17 protein-coding genes are annotated in these 22900 nt (G+C 73.4%); 12 read left to right on the top strand and 5 right to left on the bottom strand.

Features of this window, described 5'->3' with window-relative positions:
- Positions 1 to 217: 217 nt before the first annotated feature.
- Positions 218 to 1726 (top strand): catalase, encoded by a 1509-nt coding sequence (locus AC0QR5_RS08720; protein WP_430633490.1) that lies wholly within the window; start codon positions 218 to 220, stop codon positions 1724 to 1726.
- 260 nt (positions 1727 to 1986) lie between these two features.
- Here the strand turns inward: AC0QR5_RS08720 and AC0QR5_RS08715 are convergent, their stop codons facing one another.
- The gene (locus AC0QR5_RS08715; protein ID WP_430633491.1) at positions 1987 to 2367 is read right to left on the bottom strand and encodes an ankyrin repeat domain-containing protein; all 381 of its coding nucleotides are present in this window, start codon (positions 2365 to 2367) and stop codon (positions 1987 to 1989) included.
- A 100-nt stretch (positions 2368 to 2467) separates the two neighbouring features.
- The gene (locus tag AC0QR5_RS08710; RefSeq protein WP_430633492.1) at positions 2468 to 2881 is read right to left on the bottom strand and encodes a hypothetical protein; all 414 of its coding nucleotides are present in this window, start codon (positions 2879 to 2881) and stop codon (positions 2468 to 2470) included.
- A gap of 339 nt (positions 2882 to 3220) precedes the next feature.
- Between AC0QR5_RS08710 and trxA the strand changes: the two genes are divergently transcribed.
- A complete protein-coding gene (trxA, locus tag AC0QR5_RS08705; protein ID WP_430633493.1) occupies positions 3221 to 3598 on the top strand; it encodes a thioredoxin in 378 nt (125 codons plus the stop codon).
- Positions 3599 to 3758: 160 nt separating this feature from the next.
- Positions 3759 to 5582, top strand: coding sequence for an AMP-binding protein (locus AC0QR5_RS08700; RefSeq protein WP_430970698.1), 1824 nt, complete (start codon positions 3759 to 3761; stop codon positions 5580 to 5582).
- Between the two features lie 15 nt (positions 5583 to 5597).
- Here AC0QR5_RS08700 and AC0QR5_RS08695 read toward each other — a convergent pair whose 3' ends face one another.
- On the bottom strand, positions 5598 to 6647 hold the full coding sequence (locus AC0QR5_RS08695) for a DNA-3-methyladenine glycosylase family protein (protein WP_430633495.1): 1050 nt from the start codon (positions 6645 to 6647) through the stop codon (positions 5598 to 5600).
- A 113-nt stretch (positions 6648 to 6760) separates the two neighbouring features.
- On the opposite strand from AC0QR5_RS08695, the gene AC0QR5_RS08690 reads away from it, so the two are divergent.
- Together AC0QR5_RS08690 and AC0QR5_RS08685 are read left to right on the top strand one after the other, a co-directional pair.
- A complete protein-coding gene (locus AC0QR5_RS08690; protein ID WP_430633496.1) occupies positions 6761 to 8137 on the top strand; it encodes a cystathionine beta-synthase in 1377 nt (458 codons plus the stop codon).
- A gap of 11 nt (positions 8138 to 8148) precedes the next feature.
- The gene (locus AC0QR5_RS08685; protein ID WP_430633497.1) at positions 8149 to 9306 is read left to right on the top strand and encodes a cystathionine gamma-synthase; all 1158 of its coding nucleotides are present in this window, start codon (positions 8149 to 8151) and stop codon (positions 9304 to 9306) included.
- 106 nt (positions 9307 to 9412) lie between these two features.
- Here AC0QR5_RS08685 and AC0QR5_RS08680 read toward each other — a convergent pair whose 3' ends face one another.
- Together AC0QR5_RS08680 and AC0QR5_RS08675 are read right to left on the bottom strand one after the other, a co-directional pair.
- A complete protein-coding gene (locus AC0QR5_RS08680; RefSeq protein ID WP_430633498.1) occupies positions 9413 to 10594 on the bottom strand; it encodes an amidohydrolase in 1182 nt (393 codons plus the stop codon).
- A gap of 154 nt (positions 10595 to 10748) precedes the next feature.
- The gene (locus AC0QR5_RS08675) at positions 10749 to 11174 is read right to left on the bottom strand and encodes a hypothetical protein (protein ID WP_430633499.1); all 426 of its coding nucleotides are present in this window, start codon (positions 11172 to 11174) and stop codon (positions 10749 to 10751) included.
- A gap of 37 nt (positions 11175 to 11211) precedes the next feature.
- On the opposite strand from AC0QR5_RS08675, the gene AC0QR5_RS08670 reads away from it, so the two are divergent.
- The 7 genes from AC0QR5_RS08670 (at position 11212) to AC0QR5_RS08640 (ending at position 22757) form a co-directional block, all read left to right on the top strand.
- Positions 11212 to 11865 carry an MOSC domain-containing protein gene (locus AC0QR5_RS08670; protein WP_430633500.1) on the top strand — a complete coding sequence of 218 codons (654 nt, stop codon included), beginning with the start codon at positions 11212 to 11214 and terminating at the stop codon, positions 11863 to 11865.
- 349 nt (positions 11866 to 12214) lie between these two features.
- Positions 12215 to 14167: a DEAD/DEAH box helicase gene (locus AC0QR5_RS08665; protein WP_430633501.1), complete on the top strand. Its 1953-nt coding sequence runs from the start codon at positions 12215 to 12217 to the stop codon at positions 14165 to 14167.
- A gap of 219 nt (positions 14168 to 14386) precedes the next feature.
- Positions 14387 to 15718 (top strand): glycosyltransferase family protein, encoded by a 1332-nt coding sequence (locus tag AC0QR5_RS08660; RefSeq protein WP_430970696.1) that lies wholly within the window; start codon positions 14387 to 14389, stop codon positions 15716 to 15718.
- Positions 15705 to 18317 carry a glycosyltransferase gene (locus AC0QR5_RS08655; RefSeq protein WP_430970695.1) on the top strand — a complete coding sequence of 871 codons (2613 nt, stop codon included), beginning with the start codon at positions 15705 to 15707 and terminating at the stop codon, positions 18315 to 18317. The genes AC0QR5_RS08660 and AC0QR5_RS08655 overlap by 14 nt, the downstream gene beginning before the upstream one ends.
- The gene (locus tag AC0QR5_RS08650; RefSeq protein WP_329860681.1) at positions 18314 to 20350 is read left to right on the top strand and encodes an ABC transporter ATP-binding protein; all 2037 of its coding nucleotides are present in this window, start codon (positions 18314 to 18316) and stop codon (positions 20348 to 20350) included. Before AC0QR5_RS08655 ends, AC0QR5_RS08650 begins: the two co-directional genes overlap by 4 nt.
- The gene (locus AC0QR5_RS08645; RefSeq protein WP_329860679.1) at positions 20347 to 21573 is read left to right on the top strand and encodes a hypothetical protein; all 1227 of its coding nucleotides are present in this window, start codon (positions 20347 to 20349) and stop codon (positions 21571 to 21573) included. Before AC0QR5_RS08650 ends, AC0QR5_RS08645 begins: the two co-directional genes overlap by 4 nt.
- On the top strand, positions 21570 to 22757 hold the full coding sequence (locus AC0QR5_RS08640) for a phosphotransferase (protein ID WP_475372456.1): 1188 nt from the start codon (positions 21570 to 21572) through the stop codon (positions 22755 to 22757). The genes AC0QR5_RS08645 and AC0QR5_RS08640 overlap by 4 nt, the downstream gene beginning before the upstream one ends.
- Positions 22758 to 22900 lie beyond the last annotated feature (143 nt).

Below are 22900 nucleotides of genomic sequence, written 5' to 3'. Positions count from 1 at the left end.
TTATTTGGAATAGTTCCAGAAAAGTGGTTGACTGGTGCCATGATCGGAACCGGGAACGGCGCCGCCCTCCGGGTCGCTCCGCACGGTGCGGCCAGCGATGGCGGCCACGTTTCCCGGCGGATTCACCACAAGCCACCGGTCACGTCCGAACGGCGGGGCGGAGCGACCCGCCCTCGTGCCGGACGGTAGCGGTTCTTTAGCAGAAGGAGCGAAGGAAATGACCCAGGACAACACCAAGCCGTTGACGACCGCGGCGGGAGCCCCGGTTACCGAGAACGACAACGCCATCACCGCCGGCCAGCGTGGCCCGATGCTGCTTCAGGACGTCTGGTTCCTCGAGAAGCTGGCGCACTTCGACCGCGAGGTCATCCCCGAGCGCCGCATGCACGCCAAGGGCTCGGGCGCCTGGGGCACGTTCACCGTGACCCAGGACATCACCAAGTACTCCAAGGCCGCGATCTTCTCCGAAGTCGGCAAGCAAACGGAGATGTTCGCCCGCTTCTCCACCGTCGCCGGTGAGCGCGGCGCCGCCGACGCCGAGCGCGACATCCGTGGCTTCGCCCTCCGCTTCTTCACCGAGGAAGGCAACTGGGACGTCGTCGGCAACAACACCCCCGTGTTCTTCCTGCGCGACCCGCACAAGTTCCCGGACCTGAACCGCGCCGTGAAGCGCGATCCCCGCACCAACCTGCGGTCCGCCGAGAACAACTGGGACTTCTGGACCAACCTCCCCGAGGCGCTGCACCAGATCACCATCGTGATGTCCGAGCGCGGCATCCCGGACGGCTACCGCCACATGCACGGCTTCGGCTCGCACACCTTCTCCTTCATCAACCAGGAGAACGAGCGCTTCTGGGTCAAGTTCCACTTCCGCACCCAGCAGGGCATCCAGAACCTCTCCGACGAGGAGGCAGCGAAGCTCGTGGCCGACGACCGCGAGTCCTCGCAGCGAGACCTCTTCGAGGCGATCGACCGCGGCGACTTCCCGAAGTGGAAGTTCTTCGTGCAGATCATGCCGGAGGCCGACGCCGCGACGTACCGCTTCCACCCGTTCGACCTCACCAAGGTCTGGTCCAAGAAGGACTACCCGCTCATCGAGGTCGGCGAGTTCGAGCTCAACCGCAACCCGGAGAACTACTTCCAGGACGTCGAGCAGGCCGCCTTCACCCCGGCGAACCTGGTGCCCGGCGTCAGCGTCTCCCCGGACCGCATGCTGCAGGGCCGCCTGTTCTCCTACGGCGATGCCGCCCGCTACCGCCTGGGCGTCAACCACCACCAGATCCCGGTCAACTACCCGCGCGGCGCCAAGGTGGTCAACACCTACCACCGCGACGGCGTGGGCCGGGCGGACGGCAACCAGGGCGGGACCCCGGGCTACACCCCGAACAGCTACGGCCGCTTCGAGGCGCAGCCGGAGTACGCGCACCCGGGCCTGAACGTGGGCGGGGACTACGCGGACCGCTACGACTTCCGCGCGGACGACGCCAACTACTACGAGCAGCCGGGCGATCTGTTCCGCCTCATGAGCCGTGAGCAGCAGGAAGTCCTGTTCGCCAACACGGCGCGCGCCATCAACGGCGCCTCGGAGGCCACCGTCGAGCGCCACATCTACAACTGCACGCAGGCCGATCCGGCCTACGGCGAGGGCGTGCGCCGGGCCATCGAGGACCTCGCGGCCGGCCGCCTCGGCCAGAAGGACCCGAACCCGGAGAACGCCCCGGTCTAGTTCTGGACGGTACGACGACGGACGGCGGCCCGGGAGCCCCGGCCCACCGCCCGTCGTCGCCCTCCCCGCAGTACGGGAACGCCCGGGCAGCCAGCTGGCTGCCCGGGCGTTCCCGTGTCTCCGTACGAACGTGTCTCCTTAAGAACGTGTCTCCGCATGGATCCGGCTCCACATGGATCCGGCTCCGCATGGATCCGGTTCCGTGGGTATCCGTCTCCGTTGGGGGTCCTTCTGGGCTGGGATGGGCCTCCGGGTGGATTTCAGCCGTCGAGGAGGCCGCTGCGGCCGAACATCTCGGCGGTCGCGCGGGCGCTCGGCGTGCCTGCGTCGAGGTCGGCCCCCGCGGCGAGGAGCGCCTTGACGATCTGGTCCTCGCCCTTGAAGAGGGCGCCGGCGATCGGGGACTGGTCGCGGGCGTTGCGCAGGTCGACGTCGGCTCCGCGGGCGATGAGCGCCTCGACCGTCGCCGCGCGGCCGTGGTAGGCCGCGAGCATCAGCGCCGTGTTGCCGCCCGGGTCGCGCGCGTCGAGCGCGAGCCCGTGGTCGAAGAACTCCAGGAGGGTCTCCGTGTCGCCTTCGCGGGCGCGGTCCAGGGCGAGTTCGATGAGTCGGGCCGTCTGGTCGGCCGAAAGCGGTTCCATGCGCCCCATTGTATTCGGGCCCGGCGGCGGAGCGTCTGGGCGCGGCGGCGCGTCTGGGATTGGCGGCGGTGTGTCCGGGCTCCGTGGCGGCGCATCCGGGTCAGGCGGCGGCCCATCCGGCGAGATCGTCGAAGTACGCCTCCCACAGCAGCAGCACGGCCTCCGGATCGGCGGAGGCGAGCGCGGCGTAGTGCGCCCACTGCCACGCGGTGGCCCCATTGGAGTCCGGCGGGGCGGGGCCGCAGCTCCCCGGGGTCGTCCAGAGGCCGTCCTTCCAGAGGGCATGGACGTGGCCGAAGGCGGTCGCGGCCGAGGACGGGTCGTCGAGCCGGCGGGGGAGGGCGAGCCGGGCCTGGATCCGCGCGGCCCCCGAGACGGCCGTGAGGCGCGTGCCGCCGCCTTCGACCACACCAGGCAGCCCGGTCAGGTAGCCTTCCGCCGCCGTCTTCCCGCGCCGCAGCGCGTCCCGGAGGCCGGAGCCCTCCACGATCACCAAGAGCGTGCTCGTTGCCATGCGTGACTCCTTCTCCGTCTTCTCCGTCGTGTTCCTCGTTGCCATCCGCTGCGTCGGGACGAGCGGTGCCGTGCCGGGCGGCCGTGCCCACGGGCTCCGCCGCCCGCTACCCGTCGCCGGAGAGCCGGCCCGCACGTCCGCTCCCGTTTCCCTCGGCGTGAGGCGCCTGCCCTTTCCCCTCGACGCTAGGCACCGGCCGCGGCGCGCGGCAGGGGGTGCGGCGGATCTGTGGATATCGGCGGTGGGCGGCGCGCCTGTGAGGGGAGCCGGCAACGTGCTTTCCTCCACATCCGGGCCCCTCGGCGCGACAGGGGCGGGTCGAGGCGCTACCTTGGAAGGATGGCAACCATCGACATCACCGAGGCCGAGTTCGCACAGACCATCGAGCAGAACGACATCGTGTTCGTGGATTTCTGGGCGGAATGGTGCGGCCCGTGCCGTCAGTTCGCCCCCGTATTCCAGGCGGCTTCCGAACAGCATCCCGAGATCACGTTCGCCAAGGTGGACACCGAGGCCGAGCAGGGCCTGGCCGCCGCGGCCGGCATCACCTCCATCCCGACGCTCATGGCCTTCCGCGAAAAGGTGCTCGTGTTCTCCCAGCCCGGCGCGCTCGGCCAGACCCAGTTCAACGACCTCGTCGAGGCCGTCAAGGGCATCGACATGGCCGAGGTCCACGCGCAGATCGCCGCCCCGCCCGCGCCCGAGTCTGCGAGCTGACCATCTGAAGGCGCGGGGAGTCAGGCTCTCCCCGCGCCCACGTGCTTCCCGGCCCGCCGGGGCCGCCATCTTCCCTTGAGGCGCCTCCTGCTTTGATATGTTCTGTGTCACACCGCACAGAGCACGTCACACCGCAGCAGCGGGCCGACAGGAGCCGAGCATGACCCACCACGCCGCCTACGCCGCCACCGATTCCCACACCGCCGGGGATGCGGAGCTCCCCGTCCTGCGCCAGACGATCGGGGCGCATTTCCGGGCGGTCGCCGCGACCCATCCGGACGCCCCGGCGATCATCGAGGCCTCGACGGGCCGGCGCTGGAGCTATGCCGCGATGGACCGCGACACCGAGCTCCTCGCCCGCGCCCTCCTGGCCGCGGGGCTGGCCTCGGGCGACCGCCTGGGCCTCTGGAGCCCGAACTGCGCCGAGTGGACGCTGCTCCAGTACGCGACGGCCAAGGCCGGGATCATCCTCGTCAACGTCAATCCGGCCTACCGCACCCACGAGCTCGCCTACGTGGTGGAGCAGTGCGGCATGGCGATGCTCGTCGCGGCCCCGGCGGACGCGAACAGCGACTATCCGGCGATGGCCCGCGAGGTGGCGGCCGGGGCGCCCGGGCTGCGCGCGCTCGTCCTCCTCCCGGAGCCCGGAGCGGACACGGGCCTCGGTGACCACGTGGCGACCGGCGATCCCGGCGCGGTCACCGCCGCCGGTGACGTGCGCGACGCAAGCACGGCGGAAGCCGACGACCCCGATGCGGCCACCGCGGCGGCGTCGTCCGCATCCGGGGACTCGATCGCAGCGCCCACCGGACCCGAGCTGACCTGGCGGCAACTGCTCGACGGAGCGGCCGGCGTCGAACAGGCCCGGCTCGACGCGATCCTGGAATCCCTCGACCCGGACGACGCAATCAACCTGCAGTACACCTCGGGCACCACGGGATTCCCCAAGGGCGCGACGCTCAGCCACGCGAACATCCTCAACAACGGCTTCCACATCGGCGAGCTCCTCGCCTACACGACGTCCGACCGAGTGGTGCTGCCCGTCCCGTTCTTCCACTGCTTCGGCATGGTGATCGGCAACCTGGCGGCCTTCTCCCACGGCGCCGCGACGATCCTGCCGGGCCGCTCCTTCAAGCCCGCCGAGGCCCTGCGGGCCGTCCAGGAACACGGCGGGACGAGCCTCTACGGCGTGCCGACGATGTTCATCGCCGAGCTCGCGCTCCCGGACTTCGCCGAGTACGACCTCTCGACGCTCCGCACGGGTGTCATGGCCGGTTCGCCGTGCCCCGTCGAGGTCATGAAGCGCGTGATCGACGAGATGCACATGTCCGGGGTGGCGATCTGCTACGGCATGACGGAGACCTCGCCGGTGTCCACGATGACCCGGGCCGGCGACTCGCTCGAGAAGCGCACGCAGACCGTCGGCCGGACGATGCCGGCGCTCGAGTCGAAGATCGTGGATCCCGCGACCGGCGTGGTGGTGCCGCGCGGGACCACGGGGGAGCTCTGCACGCGCGGATACGCCGTGATGAAGTGCTACTGGAACGATCCGGAGAAGACGGCCCAGGCGGTCGACGCGGACGGGTGGATGCACACGGGCGACCTCGCCGCGATGGACGACGACGGCTACGTGCGCATCGAGGGCCGCATCAAGGACATGGTGATCCGCGGCGGGGAGAACATCTCCCCGCGCGAGATCGAGGAGTTCCTCTACGGCCACCCGTCGATCCGCGACGTGCAGGTCATCGGCGTACCCGACGAGAAGTACGGCGAGGAGCTCATGGCCTGCGTCATCCTCAAGGACGGCGCGAAGCCGTTCGGCCTCGAGGAGCTGCGGGCGTTCTGCGCGGGGCGGATCGCGCACTACAAGGTCCCCCGCTACCTGCAGGTGCGCGAGTCCTTCCCGATGACGGTCTCCGGCAAGGTGCGCAAGGTCGAGATGCGCCGCGAGGCGGCCGAGTCGCTCGGTGCCCTCGAGCGCTGAGCGGGACGGCCCGGCTCACCGGCTGCGGTGGTCCAGGGGCGCCAGCCGGGGCCCGAACGAGGGCTTGCGGATCCCCGAGAGGTAGAGCATCCGGACGACGCGCTGGCGGTGGCCTGCCCAGGGCTCGAGGAGGCGCAGCATTCCGGCGTCGTCGGTCCGCCGGCCCGTGAGCGCGTGGCCGACGAAGCCGGCGAGGTGGAAGTCGCCGACCGAGACCGCGTCCGGATGGCCGTGCGTGCGCTGCAGGACCTCGGCAGCCGTCCAGGGGCCGATGCCGGGGACGGTCTGGAGCAGGCGCCCGGGATCCTGCCCGCAGGACAGGGCGGCGAGCCGGTCCAGACCGGCGGCCGAGGCGGCGGCCCGCAGGATCGTGTCCCGTCGGTGGGCGTCGACGCGGGCGGCGTGCCAGTCCCAGCTGGGCACGCGCCGCAACTGCGCGGGCCGGGGCGGGACACGCAGCCACTCCGGCACGGGCCCCGGGGCGGGGTCGCCGAATCGGCCCGCGAGGTAGCGCCACGCGTGGCGGGCCTCGATCGTCGTGACCTTCTGCTCGAGCACGACCGGGACGAGGGCGTCGAACACGCGCCCCGTCGAAGGGAGCCGGATGCCGCGATTCCGCCTCCGGGCCTCCCGCGCCGGGCGGGGCAGGGTCGCGGCGAAGCCCGGGTCGTCGAAGCCGCTCCAGTCGTCGCCGGCGCCGAGCAGCGCGGGGACCGTGGCGGCGGCGTCGTCCGCTCCCGGCCCCCACGCCTGCCAGTCCACCACGGGTTCCTGCTGCGGGTCGTCCCGCCGCAGCTCGAGGCGCAGGGAGGCCGCCCCGGACCCGGTGTTGACGGCGAGCCAGGCCGATGCGCCCGCGACGCGCACGCAGGGATCATGCATGCCACGCTGCAGCACGCCGAGCGTCGCCTCGAGGGAGTAGGGGCCGCCGGGCCGCCAGGAACCGTGCGGACTCCCGGCTCCGGGCGCGGCCCCCGCACCCGGCTCCCGGGCGGCGGGCGGGCGCGCGGCGGCTCCTGCGGACGCCCCGGGGCCCGGGGCGGTGGAGGACTCGGTGGCGCGCATCCTTCCATGGTGCCACCCGCCCCCGACGATCCGCCGCCGCGGGGTGCCGTGCGTGTGTACGGAGGTTGCGCCCGGTACCCGTTTCGACGGGGCCCGGCGGTAGAGTTCACGGCATGAAATACGCGCAGTCCGTCCTCGACTTGATCGGCAACACCCCGCTCGTCAAGCTCAACCAGGTCACCGAAGGCCTCCAGGCCACCGTCCTCGCCAAGCTCGAATACCTCAACCCCGGCGGCTCGATCAAGGACCGGATCGCGTTGAAGATGGTTGAGGAGGCGGAGAAGTCGGGCGAACTGAAGCCCGGCGGCACCGTCGTCGAACCGACCTCCGGGAACACCGGCGTCGGACTGGCCCTCGTGGCCCAGATGAAGGGCTACAAGACCGTCTTCGTCACCCCGGACAAGGTGGGCGAGGAGAAGCGCGACGTCCTGCGCGCGTACGGCGCCGACGTCGTCGTGACCCCGACCGCCGTCGCCCCCGACTCGCCCGAGTCCTACTACGGCGTCTCCGACCGGCTCGTGCGGGAGATCCCCGGCGCCTACAAGCCGGACCAGTTCTCCAACCCGGCCGCCCCGGCCAGCCACTACGAGACCACGGGCCCGGAGATCTGGAACGACACCGAGGGCGCCGTGACCCACGTCGTGATCGGCGCGGGAACGGGTGGCACCATCACCGGCACGGGCCGCTACCTCAAGGAGGTCTCCGCGGACCGCCCCGGCGGCCCCGTGCGCGTGATCGGCGCCGACCCGGACGGCTCCGTCTACTCCGGCGGCACCGGCCGGCCCTACTTCGTCGAGGGCGTCGGCGAGGACATGTGGCCGGGCAACTACGACCCCTCCGTCCCGGACGAGGTCCTGCCCGTGACCGACGCCGAGGCGTTCGCCATGACGCGCCGCCTCGCCGAGGAGGAGGGCCTGCTCGTCGGCGGCTCCTCCGGCATGGCCGTCGTCGCAGCCCTGCGGATCGCGCGGGAGCTGCCGGCCGACGCCGTCGTCGTCGTCATCCTGCCCGACGGCGGGCGCGGCTACCTGGCCAAGATCTTCAACGACGAGTGGATGAAGTCCTACGGATTCATCGCCGAGCACGAGGGCGGCACGGTCGAGGACGCCCTGCGCGCCAAGTCCGGCGGGCTGCCCGACCTGATCCACACCCACCCGGCCGAGTCGGTGCGGGACGCGATCGACGTGATGAACGAGTTCGGGGTCTCCTGCCTGCCCGTGCTGTCCAAGGAGCCGCCCGTCCGCCTGGGTGAGGTCGTGGGCAGCATCGACGTGCGGACCCTGACCTCCAAGCTGTTCAAGGGCGAGGCCTCGCTTTCCGACGCGATCGACGCCCACGTCGGCGCGCCGCTGCCGCTCATCGGCGCCCAGCAGGGGATGACCGCCGCGCGCGCCAAGCTCCAGGACGCCGAGGCGCTCATGGTCACGCGCGACGGCGAGCCCGTCGGCATCCTGACCCGCCACGACCTGCTGAACTACCTGACCCACTGAAGGGACCGACGATGACCTCCCAGAACCAGGGATTCAATACCCGTGCCATCCACGCCGGCCAGGCGTTCGAGCCGCATACCGGGGCCGTGGTCCCGCCTGTGCACTTCTCCACGACCTATGCTCAGGACGGCATCGGCGGGCTGCGCAACGGCTACGAGTACGGGCGCGGCACCAACCCGACGCGCGACTCGCTCCAGGAGCAGCTCGCCGCGCTCGAGAACGGCACCCATGCCTTCACCTTCGCCTCCGGCCTGGCCGCCGAGGACTCGCTCATCCGGGCGTTGACCCGTCCGGGCGACCACATCGTGCTCGGCAACGACGCGTACGGCGGCACCTACCGCCTGATCTCGCGGATCTTCGGCGAGTGGGGGATCGGCAACACCCCCGTCGACATGGCGGACCTCGATGCGACGGCCGCGGCCGTCGCCGCGCACCGGACCCGCCTCGTGTGGCTCGAGACGCCGTCGAACCCCATGATGAAGATCTCCGACATCGCCGCCGTCGCGAAGATCGCGCACGACGCCGGGGCCCTCCTGGTCGTCGACAACACCTTCGCGACGCCCTACCTGCAGCAGCCGCTGGACCTGGGCGCGGACATCGTGGTGCACTCCACCACCAAGTACATCGGCGGGCACTCCGACGTGGTCGGCGGGGCGGTCGTGGTCAAGGACGCGGACCTGGCCGAGAAGATCGGCTTCCTGCAGTTCGCCGCCGGCGCCGTGAACGGGCCGATGGACGCCTTCCTCACGACGCGCGGCCTGAAGACCCTCGGGGTGCGGATGGACCGCCATTCGGACAACGCCCAGGCCGTCGCCGAGTGGCTCCTGGGCCGCCCCGAGGTGGAGAAGGTCCTCTTCCCGGGCCTCCCGGAGCACCCGGGCCACGAGCTCGCCAAGGCGCAGATGAAGCGCTTCGGCGGCATGGTCTCCGTCCAGTTCGCGGGCGGGGAGGCGGCGGCGCGCGCGGTCGCGGAGTCCACGCGCGTCTTCACGCTGGCCGAATCGCTCGGAGGCATCGAGTCGCTCATGAACTACCCCTCCGAGATGACCCACGCCTCCGTCAAGGGCACCGAGCTGGCCGTGCCGGAGAACCTCCTGCGCCTCTCCTGCGGCATCGAGGACGTCGGGGACCTCATCGCCGACCTCGAGCAGGCCTTCGCCCGGCTGTAGGGCGGCCCGGCCCCCGCCGGGCCGCTTCGCCGACGGGAGGACGTCAGATCCGGCGTCGGCCGGAACCGCCGCGCGGCCGCGGCCGACCCGGGGGACACGCCCCCGGCTACGCGGCCGTCCGGGGAGCGACGCGCGGAAGCCGGGCGCCGGCGTCGTACTCCATGACCTGGCGCCCGCCGATGAAGACGCGCAGCGCCCGCTGCATCACGTCCAACGGGTCCCCGGACCACAGCACCAGGTCGGCATCCTTGCCCACCTCGATCGAGCCGATCCGCTCCGCGAGGCCCAGGACGCGCGCGGGGTTGATGGTGATCGAGCGCAGGGCCGCGACGGGGTCCAGGCCCTCCTTCACCGCGAGCGTGCACTGGTGGACGAGGAAGTGGATGGGGATCACGGGATGGTCCGTGATGATGGAGATCTCCACGCCCGCCGCGTCGAGCCGGCCCGGATTGGCGAGCGAGCGCCCGCGCAGCTCCACCTTGGACTTGGTCGTGAACAGCGGGCCGATCAGCACCGGCACGCCGCGCTCGGCCAGGACGTCCGCGAGCACGTGCGCCTCCGTTCCGTGGTCCAGGACCAGCTCGTAGCCGAACTCGTCGGCCAGGCGCAGGGCCGTGGCCACGTCGTCGGCGCGGTGGCAGTGCTGGCGCCACGGGATCTCGCCGCGCAGCACCATCGCGAGCGCCTCGAGCTTCGGGTCCACGGCGTCGGGGTCCGCCTTGGCCATGTAGTTCCGGGCCTCGATGAACGCCTTGCGGATGACCATCGCCGTGCCCAGCCGGGTCGAGGGGGTCTGCTTCTTCTCCCCGTAGACGCGCTTGGGGTTCTCGCCCAGGGCCGACTTCAGGCCGCTGGGGGAACGCAACACCATCTCCTCGATGTAGCGGCCGTGGGTATGCATCGCCACGGCGAGCCCGCCGACCGGATTGCCGGAGCCGGGATTGACGTTCACGGTCGTCACGCCGCCGGCCAGGGCGTCGTCGAAGCCGGGGTCGAACGGGTCCACGGCGTCGATCGCGCGGACGGCCGCCATGATGGGGTCCGTCATCTCGTTCACGTCCGCGGTGGATCCGACCTCGCCCTCGGGATGCATCCCGAGGTGCACGTGGGCGTCGACGAAGCCCGGCAGGAGCCACTGCCCGCCCGCGTCGAGGACCTCGGACCCGTCCGGGATGGCGGCGTCGGGCCCGGCGGCGGCGATGACGCCGTCGCGCACCACGACCGTCCCGTCGAAGGGTTCGCCTTCGATCGGGACGACGTGGGCGTTGGTGATGGCGAGCAGGGTCATGGCGGGGTCCTCTCGAGTGGTTCGGATATCCCGACCCTACCCGCCGGTCACCAGCCGGGAGGATCGTCCGAAGCATGACGTTTTAGCTGGGGCATGACGTTTTATTGTCATGGCCCGATGAAATCGTCACTGTTCGCGCAGCGCACAGCGCCGGCTAGCGCCCCCGGGCCTGCCGCGCCTGGCGGCGTTCGGCCTTGCGCAGCGCGCGGGCCTGGCGGGACTGCTCCTTGAAGTAGGCCATGCTGGGCGGAAGCCACAGCAGCAGGACGCCGATCAGGAGGCCGACGGCGAGGACGCCGAGGCGGGGTCCGCGCATCAGCAGGGGGATCCCCGCGATGAGCCCGAAGGTCGTCAGGAGTCCACGCCCGGCGAGGAGTCCGCGGGCCAGCTGCCACGCGCCCCAGCCGATCAGCAGCGCCAGGACGCCGAGGGCGATCGAGAGCGTCACGAGCCCGACGCGCTCGGCGTTCGTCGACAGCTCGAAGTTCGTGATCGTCGCCGCGGACAGGGCCAGGCAGGCCGCCGCGAGGACGCCCCACCACCACACGGCGCCGCGCAATGTTCCGGGGAGGTTCTTCACGCCGTCCAGCCTACCGGGCGCCGCTAGCATGGACCCCATGGAACCCCTCGACTCGGGCCGCCTTGTGGCCGTCTGCCGCGTCCACCAGCTGCTGCCGGACCGGGGATCGGTCGGCGTGACGGCGATCGACAAGCGCCCGGTCGAGGGTCCCGTGAAGTTCGGCCCGCTCGGGCTCCATGCCGACGTGCAGGCGAACCGGGCCCACCACGGAGGGCCAGACCAGGCCGTGTACGCGTACTCGGAGGAGGAAGCCGCCCGCTGGGGTGAGGAGCTGGGCCGCGGCATCGAGCCGGGCCTCTTCGGAGAGAACCTGCGTGTGTCCGGGATGCCCGTCTCCGACGCCGTGATCGGCGAACGGTGGCGGATCGGCACCGCCGAGCTCGAGGTCACGATGCCCCGCACCCCGTGCGCGACGTTCGCCCGCCGGCTGGGGGAGGAGCGGTGGGTCGTCCGCTTCACGGAGCGCGCCGACACGGGCTGCTACCTGAAGGTCGTGCGCAAGGGGAAGGCGGGTGCGGGGGACGGCATCGCCGTCGTGCACCGCCCCGCGCACGGGGTGACGGTCCGGAGCTTCTTCACCGGGCCCTCGCCCGAGGACGCCGGGCGGCTGCTCGCCGGGCACGAGGGAGGCGAGTGGGTCCTGCCGGAGAAGATCCTTGCCCGCTCCCGGCACGTGCTCCGGGCGCGGTAGCAGGACGACGCCGGGGCCCCGCCCGCGCTCCTGGCCCGCCGGCCGCACGGGTCGTCCCGGGAGGGCGCGGGCCCGTAGGAGTCGGCGGTGTGCGCAAGCGCACAGGCCCCGGGTCGGCCCCGGGGCGGCGCGTCCGTTAGACTTAAGTGTTCGCCGATCTCCGGCTCCCTCGCATCCTGCCCAATTCTTGAGGCAAGAGCTCATCGTGTGTGAACCCGCCAAGCGGGTGGTTTTTCATAGGGGAGCACCGGAACTTACGGCGTTGAGTCCGAATGTGCCGCGGATCCCGCTCGAAAGAGCGGACGCTGATCCGCCCCTATGAATGAGGTATATCCCCATGTCTTCAGACATGTCCGAAAACACGACCGACACCACCTCCACCGAGAACGCCCCGGAGGAGGAGACCGTCCGCTTCACCGACCTCGGGATCGACGGCCGCGTCCTGGCCGCGCTGACCGACGTCGGCTACGAGAAGCCGTCCCCGATCCAGGCCGCCACCATCCCGCTGCTGCTCTCCGGCCGCGACGTCGTGGGCCTGGCCCAGACCGGCACCGGCAAGACCGCCGCGTTCGCCATTCCGGCCCTGTCCAAGATGGCCGAGCTCGCGGACCTCAACGGCCCCGCCCGCAACACCCAGGTCCTGGTCCTCGCCCCGACCCGCGAGCTCGCGCTCCAGGTCGCCGAGGCCTTCACCTCCTACGCCAAGCACATGGGCGACTTCACCGTCCTGCCCGTCTACGGCGGCTCCCCGTACGGCCCCCAGCTCAACGGCCTGCGCCGCGGCGCCCAGGTCGTCGTCGGCACGCCCGGCCGCGTGATCGACCACATCAACAAGGGCTCCCTCGACCTCTCCGGCCTGCAGTACGTGGTCCTGGACGAGGCCGACGAGATGCTGCGCATGGGCTTCGCCGAGGAGGTCGACAAGATCCTCGAGGCCACCCCGGAAGAGAAGCAGGTCGCCCTCTTCTCCGCCACCATGCCGTCCTCGATCCGCCGCATCGCGAAGCAGTACCTGCGCGATCCGCAGGAGGTCTCGGTCAAGTCCAAGACCACCACGGGCAAGAACATCCGCCAGCGCTACGTCCAGGTCATGGGCCCGCACAAGCTCGATGCCCTGACCCGCATCCTCGAGGCCGAGGAGTTCGACGGCGTCATCGCGTTCGTGCGCACCAAGATGGCCACCGAGGACCTCGCCGACAAGCTCAAGTCCCGCGGATTCCGCGCCGCCGCGATCAACGGCGACATCCCGCAGCAGCAGCGTGAGCGCACCGTCGAGAACCTCCGCGCCGGCAAGATCGACATCCTCGTCGCGACCGACGTCGCCGCCCGCGGCCTCGACGTGGAGCGCATCAGCCACGTCGTGAACTACGACATCCCGCACGACACCGAGTCCTACGTGCACCGCATCGGCCGCACGGGCCGTGCCGGCCGCACCGGCGACGCGATCCTGTTCATGACCCCGCGCGAGAAGTACCTGCTGCGCGCGATCGAGAAGGCCACGCGCCAGCCGGTCGAGCTCATGCACCTTCCGAGCGTCGAGTCCGTCAATGACAAGCGCCTCGAGAAGTTCGCCGAGCGGATCACCGAGACCCTTTCCGCCGAGGACCTGACCGTCTTCCGCGGGCTCGTGGAGAAGTACGAGGCCGACCACGACGTCACGGCGGTCGAGATCGCCGCGGCGCTGGCGCACATGGCCCAGGGCGGCCGCCCGCTGCTCCTCGAGGAGCTCCCGGTGCCGCCGGCCAAGCAGGCCCGCATGTCCAAGGGCGCCAAGGACGGCTTCGGCTCCCGCGGCCCGTCCCGCCCGCTGACCGAGGGCAACGCGACGTACCGCATCGCCGTCGGCCGCCGCCAGCGCGTGATGCCGGGCTCGATCGTCGGCGCCCTGGCGAACGAGGGCGGCTTCAGCTCCGCCCAGATCGGCGGGATCGACATCCGCGCCGACCACACCCTCGTCGAGCTCCCGGCCGAGCTGAGCCAGGACCAGTGGCAGGCCCTGTCCCGCACGCGGATCGGCGGCGAGCTGATCAACCTCGAGCTCGATTCCGGGCGCAAGCCGCGCAGCGACCGCGAGGGCGGCGGCTACGCCGGCGGCCGTGGCGGCTACCGCAAGGACCGTGGCTTCGACTCGGGCCGTGGCGGCGAGCGCGGCGGAGACCGTGGCGACCGCGAGTTCGGCGGAGACCGCGGCGGCTTCCGCAAGGACCGCGGCACCGGTGGCGACCGCGGCGGCTTCGGCGGCTCGCGCAAGCCGCGCAGCTCCTCGCGGGGCTTCGAGGGCGGCCGCAGCCGCAGCTACTAGGCACGACGACGACGGCGGCGTCCGCCGCCGACCAGGCACACGAGGCCGGGCACCCATCGAGGGTGCCCGGCCTCGGCCGTCCCCGCTGACCCCCGGACCGCCCACATGAGAGCTCTCTCATCGGGCCTTCATGTCCGGCTCATGTCCGGCCCACAGGCTGGATGGACGCCCCGCCGGGGCGTCCCGGACGGCCGGGGTGCTTGAGAGGATGGCTCAGCGATGGACATGGACCCGCACGGACCGGGCTTGAGGGTGGTCCTGTACTCCCACGATTCGGTGGGGCTGGGGCACACGCGCCGGAACCTGGCCATCGCCCACGCGCTCGCGGACCGGCTCCCCGCCGCGACGGGCCGCCGCGTCTCGGGGCTGCTCATCACGGGCGAGCGGAGCGCGACGTCGTACGCCTGCCCCGAGGGCTGGGACTGGGTGGTCATGCCCGGCATCCGCAAGAGCCGCGGCCGCTACGCGCCCCGCACGCTCAACGTCGGGATGGGGCGCCTCATGGACGTCCGTTCCTCCCTCATCGACGGGACGCTGGGCGCCTTCCGCCCGCACGTGATGATCGTCGACCGCCACGCGTTCGGCGTCGACGGGGAGCTCGACGCCCCGCTCGCGAGGCTTCGCCGCGAGAACCCGGACTGCCGCGTTGTGCTCGGCCTGCGCGAGGTCCTCGACGATCCCCAGACGGCCGCCGCGGAGTGGGCCCGCATCGGCGTGGACCGAATCCGCACCGTGTTCGACGAACTCTGGGTCTACGGCGATCCCGCGGCCCACGATCCCCTGGCGAGCGGCGAGATCCCGCCCGACCTCGCGGATCTGCTCCGCTTCACCGGGTACCTGTCCCTCGGACGCCACGGCGCGTCGCCGCCCGAGACGGAGCGGCCGTTCCTCGTGACGATGGTCGGCGGCGGCTCGGACGGCTTCGCGCTGACCGCCGCGGCGGCCGCGGCGTCGATCCCGGACGGGTACCGGCACCTCGTGGTCACGGGCCCGCAGATGCCGCCGGCCGCGCGCCGCCGCGTCCAGGCGCTGGCCGCTCCGGGCACGCGCGTCGTCGATTCCGTGCCGGACGGGCTCGGCTATGTCGAGGCGGCCGCGGCGGTCGTCGTGATGGGCGGCTACAACACCGTCTGCGAGGTCCTCGGCTCGGGCACGCCGGCCCTCGTCGTCCCGCGCGAGGAGCCGCGCCGCGAGCAGCTCATCCGGGCGTCGGCCCTGGCCGGCAGCGGCGCCGTCGACCTCCTGCGCGCCGGGGACGCGACGCCGGAGGCGCTCGCCTCCTGGTTCGCCGCCGCCGTCGCGCCCGATTCCCCGGAGAGTACGACGCCGGGGCCCGCCGTTTCCCGCGCCCGGCCCGCCGCCGTCGCAGCGGCCTTCCCGGAGGGGACGACGCCGGGCGTCCCCGCCGCACAGCACGCGGCGCGATCCCGGCTCGACCTCGACGGCCTCGCCGCCGTCGCCTCCCACGCCGCCCGCCTCGCGGCCGCCGACGCGCGCTCCGCGGCCCGGCTGGCCCCCACCGGAAAGGAACCCCTCCATGCAACGGCCTGATACCGCACACCGCACGGGCTACGTCGTCAAGGTGTACCCGCGCTTCTCCGAGACGTTCATCGTGACCGAGCTCCTGGCCCGCGAGGCCGCGGGGGAGCAGCTGGAGGTCTTCGCGCTGCGCCCCACGAGCGACACGCGGTTCCACCCGGAGCTGGCCCGCGTCAAGGCTCCCGTGCGCTTCGTGGCGCGGGCACGCAAGCTCACCGAGGGGTGGGCGGTGCTCGCGGAGGCCTCGGCGACGGTGCCGGGCTTCGACGCCCGTTTCGCCCGACTGCTTCCGGAGCTGTCGGGGTACGACGCCGACGAGGTCCACCAGGCGGCGGCCCTCGCGACCGCCGCGGTCCGCTCGGGCATCACGCACCTGCACGCGCACTTCGCCTCGCTCGCGGGCAGGACGGCCGAGCTCGCGTCGCTGATGTCGGGGATCCCGTTCTCGGTGACGACGCACGCGAAGGACCTCTTCCACGAGTCGGTCGACGCGGGGCGGCTCGGCCGGATGCTCGGCCGGGCGCACCACGTGGTGACGATCAGCCGCTACAACCTCGAGCACCTGGCCGCGGCCTATCCGGAGCACGTCGACAAGGTCCACCTCTTGTACAACGGGCTGGAGCTCGAGCGCTTCCCGTTCACGGAGCCGCGGCCCGTCCGGGGACCGCTGCGGATCGCCGCGGTCGGCCGGCTCGTGGAGAAGAAGGGCTTCGCCCAGCTGCTCGACGCCGTCGCGGAGCTGGGACGCCGCGGGGTTCCCGCCGAGCTGCGCATCGCGGGAGAGGGCGAGCTCGAGGACGGGCTGAGGAGCCGCGCGGCCCGGCTGGCCGGGAGCGTGAGGGCCGAGCTGCTCGGCGCGTGCACGCAGGCCGAGGTGCGCTCGCTCCTCGAGTGGGCGGACGTCTTCGCCGCCCCGTGCGTCGTGGGCGCCGACGGCAATGCCGACGGGCTGCCGACCGTCCTGCTCGAGGCCATGGCCATGGGCGTGCCCTGCATCGCGACCTCGGTCACGGGCATCCCGGAAGCGGTCCACCCAGGGGCTCCGGGAGTTCCGGGAGGGGTGGCCGACGCCGGTCCCGCCCTGGGCGCGGTGCCCGGGCGCCACGGCGCGGCCGGCCCGGCCACGGGCGTCCTGCTCGAGCCCGGAGACGTGCCGGCCCTGGCCGAGGCCCTGGAGGCCGCGGCCGGAGGGGACTTCGACCGCGTCGGCCTGGCCCGGTCCGCACGGGCCCTGATCGAGGAGCGCTTCGACTCCGCGCGGCAGGCGCGCGCCCTGGCCCGCCTCGAGGACACGGCCGGCCCTGTCGCCGCGGTCAACGCCGCGGACCCCGCGGTCCACCGCGGACCTGCCGTGGCGGGGCGGACGGCGCGGCCGGCGGGCGGCGAACGCCGCGCGGACGTGCCGCCGCGCGACCTCGACGGCCTGCGCGTCGCCTACGTGTGCCTCGATCCGGGCATCCCCGTGTTCGGGTCCAAGGGCGCCTCCGTCCACGTCCAGGAGATCGTCCGCGCCCTGCGGGCCCGCGGCGCGGCCGTGACCCTGTACTGCGCGCGGACCGGCGGCGCGCCGCCGGCGGACCTCGACGGGCTGCGCGTCGTGGAGCGCCGGCTCGGCCGCGGCCCCGCCGCCGAGCGGGAGCTGGCCCAGATCCGGGCCTCCAGGGAGGCCGCCCGCAGGATCGCTGACGACGGCGCCGACCTCGTCTACGAGCGCTACAGCCTCTTCAGCACGGTCCTCGCCGAGCTCGGCGGCCAAGGCGTTCCGGGGATCCTCGAGGTCAACGCGCCGCTCATCGACGAGCAGCGCCGGCACCGCGAGCTCCACCACGAGGGCCGGGCCCTCGAGGTCGCCCGCGCCCAGATCGGGGCGGCCGTGCGGACCGTCTGCGTCTCCGGCGCGGTCGCCGACTGGGCGCGCGGCCACGCGCCGGTCGGGGCCGCCGACCGCGTCCGCGTCGTCGCCAACGGCGTCAACACGGACCGGATCCGCCCCGGAACCGGGACCGCGCCGTCCGCGGTGCCGACCGTCGTCTTCGTCGGCACGCTCAAGCCGTGGCACGGCGTGGAGACGCTGATCGACGCCGTGGCCGCTTCGGCCGGCCGCTGGCGCCTGCGGATCGTCGGCGACGGCCCCCTGCGCGGGGCGCTCGAGGACCGGGCCGCGGCGCTCGGTCCCGCCGCCGCGGGCCGCGTCGAGTTCACGGGCGCCGTCGCCCCGGAGCGGATCGGGCCGCTGCTCGGCGACGCCGAGCTCGCGGCCGCTCCCTACCCGGCAGCGAGCGAGGCCGAGTCCTACTTCTCGCCGCTGAAGATCTACGAGTACCTCGCGGCGGGGCTGCCCGTCGTCGGCAGCCGCGTCGGGCAGGTGCCGGGCATCGTCGACGACGGCCGCACCGGGGTGCTCGTGGAGCCGTCCGACGCCGGTGCCCTCGCCGCCGCGCTCGACGCCCTGGCCGCCGACCCTGCGCGTCGGGAGGGGATGGCCCGGGCCGCCCGCGCCGAGGCCGTGGAGCACCACGGCTGGGACCGCGTGCTGGACCGCATCCTCGACGGGCTCGATCCGTTCCCGGCCGCGGCGCCGCGCATCGTCGACGAGGAGGTCTCCGCATGAGCACCGAAGCACCCCGGCGCGATGCCGCCGGGACCACCCTCGGCCGGGCCCCGGCGTCGTCCGGCCCCGGAACGCCGGAGGCGCCGGACCCTACACGCGAGGCGCCCCCGGCCCCCGGGAAGGGCGGGGCGGACAAGCCCCGCGCCTTCCGCCGCACCCTCGCCATCCTCCGCCCGCACGTGGGCGGCAACGGCCGTCTGATGGCCGGAGGCGTCGTGGCCCTCTTGTTCGAGGTCGCCTTCCGCGTCCTCGAACCGTGGCCCGTGAAGTTCGTGGTCGATGCCGTCACGCGCAGCCTCGGGGCGGACCTCGGCGACGGGATCGCCGGCGCCACGGTGCAGCTCCTCGCGGCCTGCGCTGCGGCGGTCGTCGTGGTCGTCGGGCTGCGGGCCCTGTGCAACTACCTGTCCACGATCGCGTTCGCGCTCGCCGGCTCCCGCGTCGCGACGTCTCTGCGCCAGCGCGTGTTCGCCCATGTCCAGGCCCTGCCCGGCACGTTCCATGCAGGCTCCCGGACGGGCGACACGGTACAGCGCCTCGTCGGCGACGTCGGCAAGCTGCAGGAGGTCGCCGTGACCGCGGGGCTGCCGCTGCTGGCCAACGTCGTCACGCTCCTCGCGATGGCCGGGGTGATGTTCTGGCTCGACCCGCTGCTCGCGCTCGTCGTCGTCGTGGCCGCGGCCGCCTACGCCCTGTTGTCCCGCGGCAGCACCTCCAGCATCACGGGCGCGTCCCGCAAGACGCGCAAGGGCGAGGGCCAGCTCGCGAACATCGCCCAGGAGAGCCTCGGCGCCATGCGCGTGGTCCACGCCTACGGGCTCGAGCGCGAGCTCGAGGGCCGCTTCGCAGGCTCGAACCAGAAGACCCTCAAGGACGGCGTCAAGGCCAAGCGGCTCGCGGCCGGGCTCGAGCGCCGCACCGACGTGATCGTCGGCTTCGCGACCGCCGCGGTCCTGTTCGGCGGCGGCTGGCGCGTCCTCGACGGCGGCATGACGCCGGGCGACCTGGTCATCTTCCTGACCTACCTCAAGACGGCCATGAAGCCGCTGCGGGACATGGCCAAGTACACGGGACGGATCGCCCGCGCGGCCGCGTCTGGCGAGCGCGTGGCGGACCTCCTCGACGTGCCCGTCACCATCGCCGACGGCCCGGGATCGCGCGGCCTGGCCCGCGCCGACGGGCGGATCGAGCTGCGCGGCGTGCGCGCCGGGTACGCCGGCGGCGAGGACGTGCTGCGGGGCGTGGACCTCGTGATCCCCGCCGGGCAGAAGGTCGCCGTGATCGGCCCGTCCGGCTCGGGCAAGTCCACGTTGTCCCTGCTGCTGAACCGCCTGCTGGAGCCGAGCGCCGGGACCGTGGCGCTCGACGGGCTGGACCTGCGCCGCATCACGCTGTCCTCGCTGCGCTCCCTCGTGGGACTCGTGCCCCAGGAATCGGTCCTGTTCAACGGGACGATCCGCGACAACATCCGCTACGGCCGGCTCGACGCCGGCGAGGAGGAGATCATGGACGCCGCCCGGCGCGCCCACGCCCACGACTTCATCCACGAGTTCCCCGACGCCTACGACACCCACGTCGGCGAGCGCGGCGGCACCCTGTCCGGCGGGCAGCGGCAGCGGATCGCGATCGCCCGCGCCATGCTGCGCGACTCGGCCGTCGTGGTGCTCGACGAGGCCACGACGGGGCTCGATCCCGAGTCCGCGGGCCACGTCCTGGACGCCCTCGAGCGCCTCGCGGAGGGGCGCACCACGGTCAGCATCACCCACGATGCCGCGACCGCCCTGGCCGCGGACCGGATCCTGTGGATGGAGCGCGGGCGGATCGTCCTCGACGGCTCCCCGGAGCAGTTGCTGTCCGACGGCGACGGCCGCTTCTCCGAGTGGGTGGCGCGGCAGCGGGAGGACGACGACGGGGCGGAGCCCCCGGGTGCCGCAGCGGTGCCCGCGTGCGCCGCGGCTGAGCCCGCGGCTGAGGCTGCGGTGGCACCCGCGGGGATTCCCCGGCAGTCCGTGCGGGAAGGAGGCGGGCGATGAGCGTCGACGTCGTGCGTCGCGCCCCCGCCGGTGCCCACCTGCTGCCCGCCGTGCGCCTGATCCTTGACGAGGCCCCGGGCGGCGGGATCCTCGACCCGCTCACGGACGGCCATCCAGTCGACCACTTGCGCTACAAGCCCGGCCGCTCCGTCGTCGGACGCGTCCACGGCCCCGGCGGTCCGCGCTGGATCGCCGGCTTCTCGCCCCGGGCCGCCGCGAAGGCCGGGAAGCTGCGCCACCACGCCGCGCGCCGCGGCCTCGAGCTGCCGATGCTCGAGGTCCCTGGAGCCCCCGGCCACGTGCTCCTGGCCGGTCCCGTCGGCGAGGACAAGAGGCTGCACCGCGCGCTCAAGGCGGCCGGGCTCCTCGAGGCCGGAGGCGGGCCCCGCGGGCACGTCCTGAACTACAACCCGTGGCGCCGGCTCGTCCTGGAGCTGCCGCCGGGCGTCCTCGCCGGGGTGGAGCAGCGGGCGGTCGCCAAGACCGCCGCGGCACCGCACGGCTCGCACGGCGGCGCCGGCGCCACCCTGGCCCAGCTCGTGGCGGGGCTGCACCGGGAGGGGGTGCCCGTCCTCGTCCCCCGGGAATCCGCCGACCCGAGGACCCTCGTCTATCCGCACTACGGCTGGGGAGACTGGGCCGGGGAGGGCGCCGGGCCCGACGAGGGGACGTGCCACGCGGCGGCCGAGGCCCTCGCCCGGCTGCACCGCAGCGCCGTCCACCCGTTCCGGCACGTCGACCCCGCCGCGCGCGCCGCGGCCGCCGTCCGCGCCGTCTCCACCGTAGTCCCCGGCGCGGGGGAGGCCGCGGGGCGGATCGCGCGGGCGCTGCTCGACGCCGCCGCCCGCCACGACGGGTCCGCGCACAGGTCCACGCACGGCGTGGTCCATGGAGACTTCTCCGCGGACCAGGTCCTGCTCGGGCCGGACGGGATCCGGTTCATCGACCTGGACCGGATCGCACTGGGGCCGGCCGGATGGGACCTGGGCTGCTTCGCGGCGTCCGAGCTCCTCGCCGGCCGCGGGACGGAGCGGTCGGAGGAACTGCTCGCCGCCTATGGCGCGGGCGCTCCCCGCTTGCGGCCCGCGGTCGGTGCGTTCCGCGCCTGGACGGGACTGCACGTGCTCCTGAGGGCCGTCGAGCCCTTCCGGGAGAACCGGGCGGACTGGGCCGAACAGGTCGTGGACCGGGTCCGCCTCGCGGCGACGGCGGGGCTGCGGTGAACCCCCGGACGGGCTCTGGCGGGACGGGGCCGGGCGCGCGTACGGGCCTGCGGACCGGCGCGCTGCCCTCCAGCGTCCGGGTGGCCGGGGAGGTGCTCGAGGTCGACCGTTCCTGGCCCCGCCCCGACGGGACGCTCTTGTTCGACGCGGCCGACGCGGCAGGACGCCTGCGCGCGGGCCGCGTGCGGGACGGCCGGATCGAGGTCCTGCCCGCGGGCGAGGACCCGCGCCTGCGCCCGGCCCCGGGCGGCCCCCGTTTGGCCGCCCCCGGTACCGGCGCCCGGCTGCTCGTGCACCGCTGGGGACGCCGCGCGGTCCTGCGCGAGACCGCTGCCGGGCCACGGGCCGACGCCGGGCCGGGCGCCGGGGCCGGGGCAAGGGCTGGCTCCGCGGCCGCGGCCGGGGCGGAACCGGGAGGCACCGTCTACCGGAAGCTGTTGCGCCCGGGGAAGGCGCCCGCCGTCGCCCGGGTCTCCGACACCATGGCGGGACTCGCCGCCCGGGCGGGGCTCGGCGCGCCGCGCGTGCTCGGCCACGGCGGCGGGCACGTCGTGTTCAGCGCCCTGCCCGGCCGCGAGCTGTCGGCCCTCGCGGGCAGCGGGGCATGGGACGCCGCGTGGGGCGCCTGGGCACAGGCGTGGCCCCGGCTCCTGGGCGAGCGGGCCCCCGGCGGCTTCGCCGTGCACGACGCGCGGCGCGAGGCGGGCGTGCTGCGCGACTGGGCGGGGCACCTGGCCGCCTTCGACCCGCTCGGCCTCGACGCCGCGGAACGGGCGCACCTGGAGCGCCGGGTCGAGTCGGTTGTGGGCCAACTGGCCGAGGACGGGGCCGCCGCGCCCCTCGTTCCCTGCCACCGCGACCTGCACGAGCGCCAGTTGCTCTACGACGCGGCGACCGGGCGGATCGGCCTGCTGGACTTCGACACGGCCGCGCTCGCCGAGCGTGAGCTCGACCTCGGCAACCTTCTGGCCCACCTCGTGCTGCGCGTCGACCAGGGCTCGCTGCACGCCGGCGAGGCCGCCGCCGCGCGGCGTCACGTGCTCTCCGTGTCGGACGCGGTGGGCGCGGATCCGGGGCGGCTCGAGGCCTATACGGCGTCGGCCTCGTTGCGGCTGGCCTGCGTCTACGCCTTCCGTCCGAAGTGGCGTCCGCTGGCCCGGATCATGCTGTGGCGCAACGAGTGATCCTCCCTCCGCGCCGCGCAGGGTCTGGCCGCCCTGTGGCGCCGGATCCCCGCGCCGCGCCGCTCCCGATCCGGGGCCCGCTGGGACCCCCTATGGCACGGGCCACAAGGGGCGGTTTTGGTTTTTGTGCAGCGCCGAAATGC

The organism is Arthrobacter sp. J156 (assembly GCF_056172865.1).
Note: the sequence above shows the minus strand (reverse complement) of the source record. Positions and strands in the feature narration are given on the sequence as shown.

Bases quoted from the DNA above. Each gene is read 5' to 3' on its own strand.
- AC0QR5_RS08720 (WP_430633490.1), top strand. From the start codon at position 218: ATGACCCAGGACAACACCAAGCCGTTGACGACCGCGGCGGGAGCCCCG.
- AC0QR5_RS08715 (WP_430633491.1), bottom strand. From the start codon at position 2,367: ATGGAACCGCTTTCGGCCGACCAGACGGCCCGACTCATCGAACTCGCC.
- AC0QR5_RS08710 (WP_430633492.1), bottom strand. From the start codon at position 2,881: ATGGCAACGAGCACGCTCTTGGTGATCGTGGAGGGCTCCGGCCTCCGG.
- trxA (WP_430633493.1), top strand. From the start codon at position 3,221: ATGGCAACCATCGACATCACCGAGGCCGAGTTCGCACAGACCATCGAG.
- AC0QR5_RS08700 (WP_430970698.1), top strand. From the start codon at position 3,759: ATGACCCACCACGCCGCCTACGCCGCCACCGATTCCCACACCGCCGGG.
- AC0QR5_RS08695 (WP_430633495.1), bottom strand. From the start codon at position 6,647: ATGCGCGCCACCGAGTCCTCCACCGCCCCGGGCCCCGGGGCGTCCGCA.
- AC0QR5_RS08690 (WP_430633496.1), top strand. From the start codon at position 6,761: ATGAAATACGCGCAGTCCGTCCTCGACTTGATCGGCAACACCCCGCTC.
- AC0QR5_RS08685 (WP_430633497.1), top strand. From the start codon at position 8,149: ATGACCTCCCAGAACCAGGGATTCAATACCCGTGCCATCCACGCCGGC.
- AC0QR5_RS08680 (WP_430633498.1), bottom strand. From the start codon at position 10,594: ATGACCCTGCTCGCCATCACCAACGCCCACGTCGTCCCGATCGAAGGC.
- AC0QR5_RS08670 (WP_430633500.1), top strand. From the start codon at position 11,212: ATGGAACCCCTCGACTCGGGCCGCCTTGTGGCCGTCTGCCGCGTCCAC.
- AC0QR5_RS08665 (WP_430633501.1), top strand. From the start codon at position 12,215: ATGTCCGAAAACACGACCGACACCACCTCCACCGAGAACGCCCCGGAG.
- AC0QR5_RS08660 (WP_430970696.1), top strand. From the start codon at position 14,387: ATGGACATGGACCCGCACGGACCGGGCTTGAGGGTGGTCCTGTACTCC.
- AC0QR5_RS08655 (WP_430970695.1), top strand. From the start codon at position 15,705: ATGCAACGGCCTGATACCGCACACCGCACGGGCTACGTCGTCAAGGTG.
- AC0QR5_RS08650 (WP_329860681.1), top strand. From the start codon at position 18,314: ATGAGCACCGAAGCACCCCGGCGCGATGCCGCCGGGACCACCCTCGGC.
- AC0QR5_RS08645 (WP_329860679.1), top strand. From the start codon at position 20,347: ATGAGCGTCGACGTCGTGCGTCGCGCCCCCGCCGGTGCCCACCTGCTG.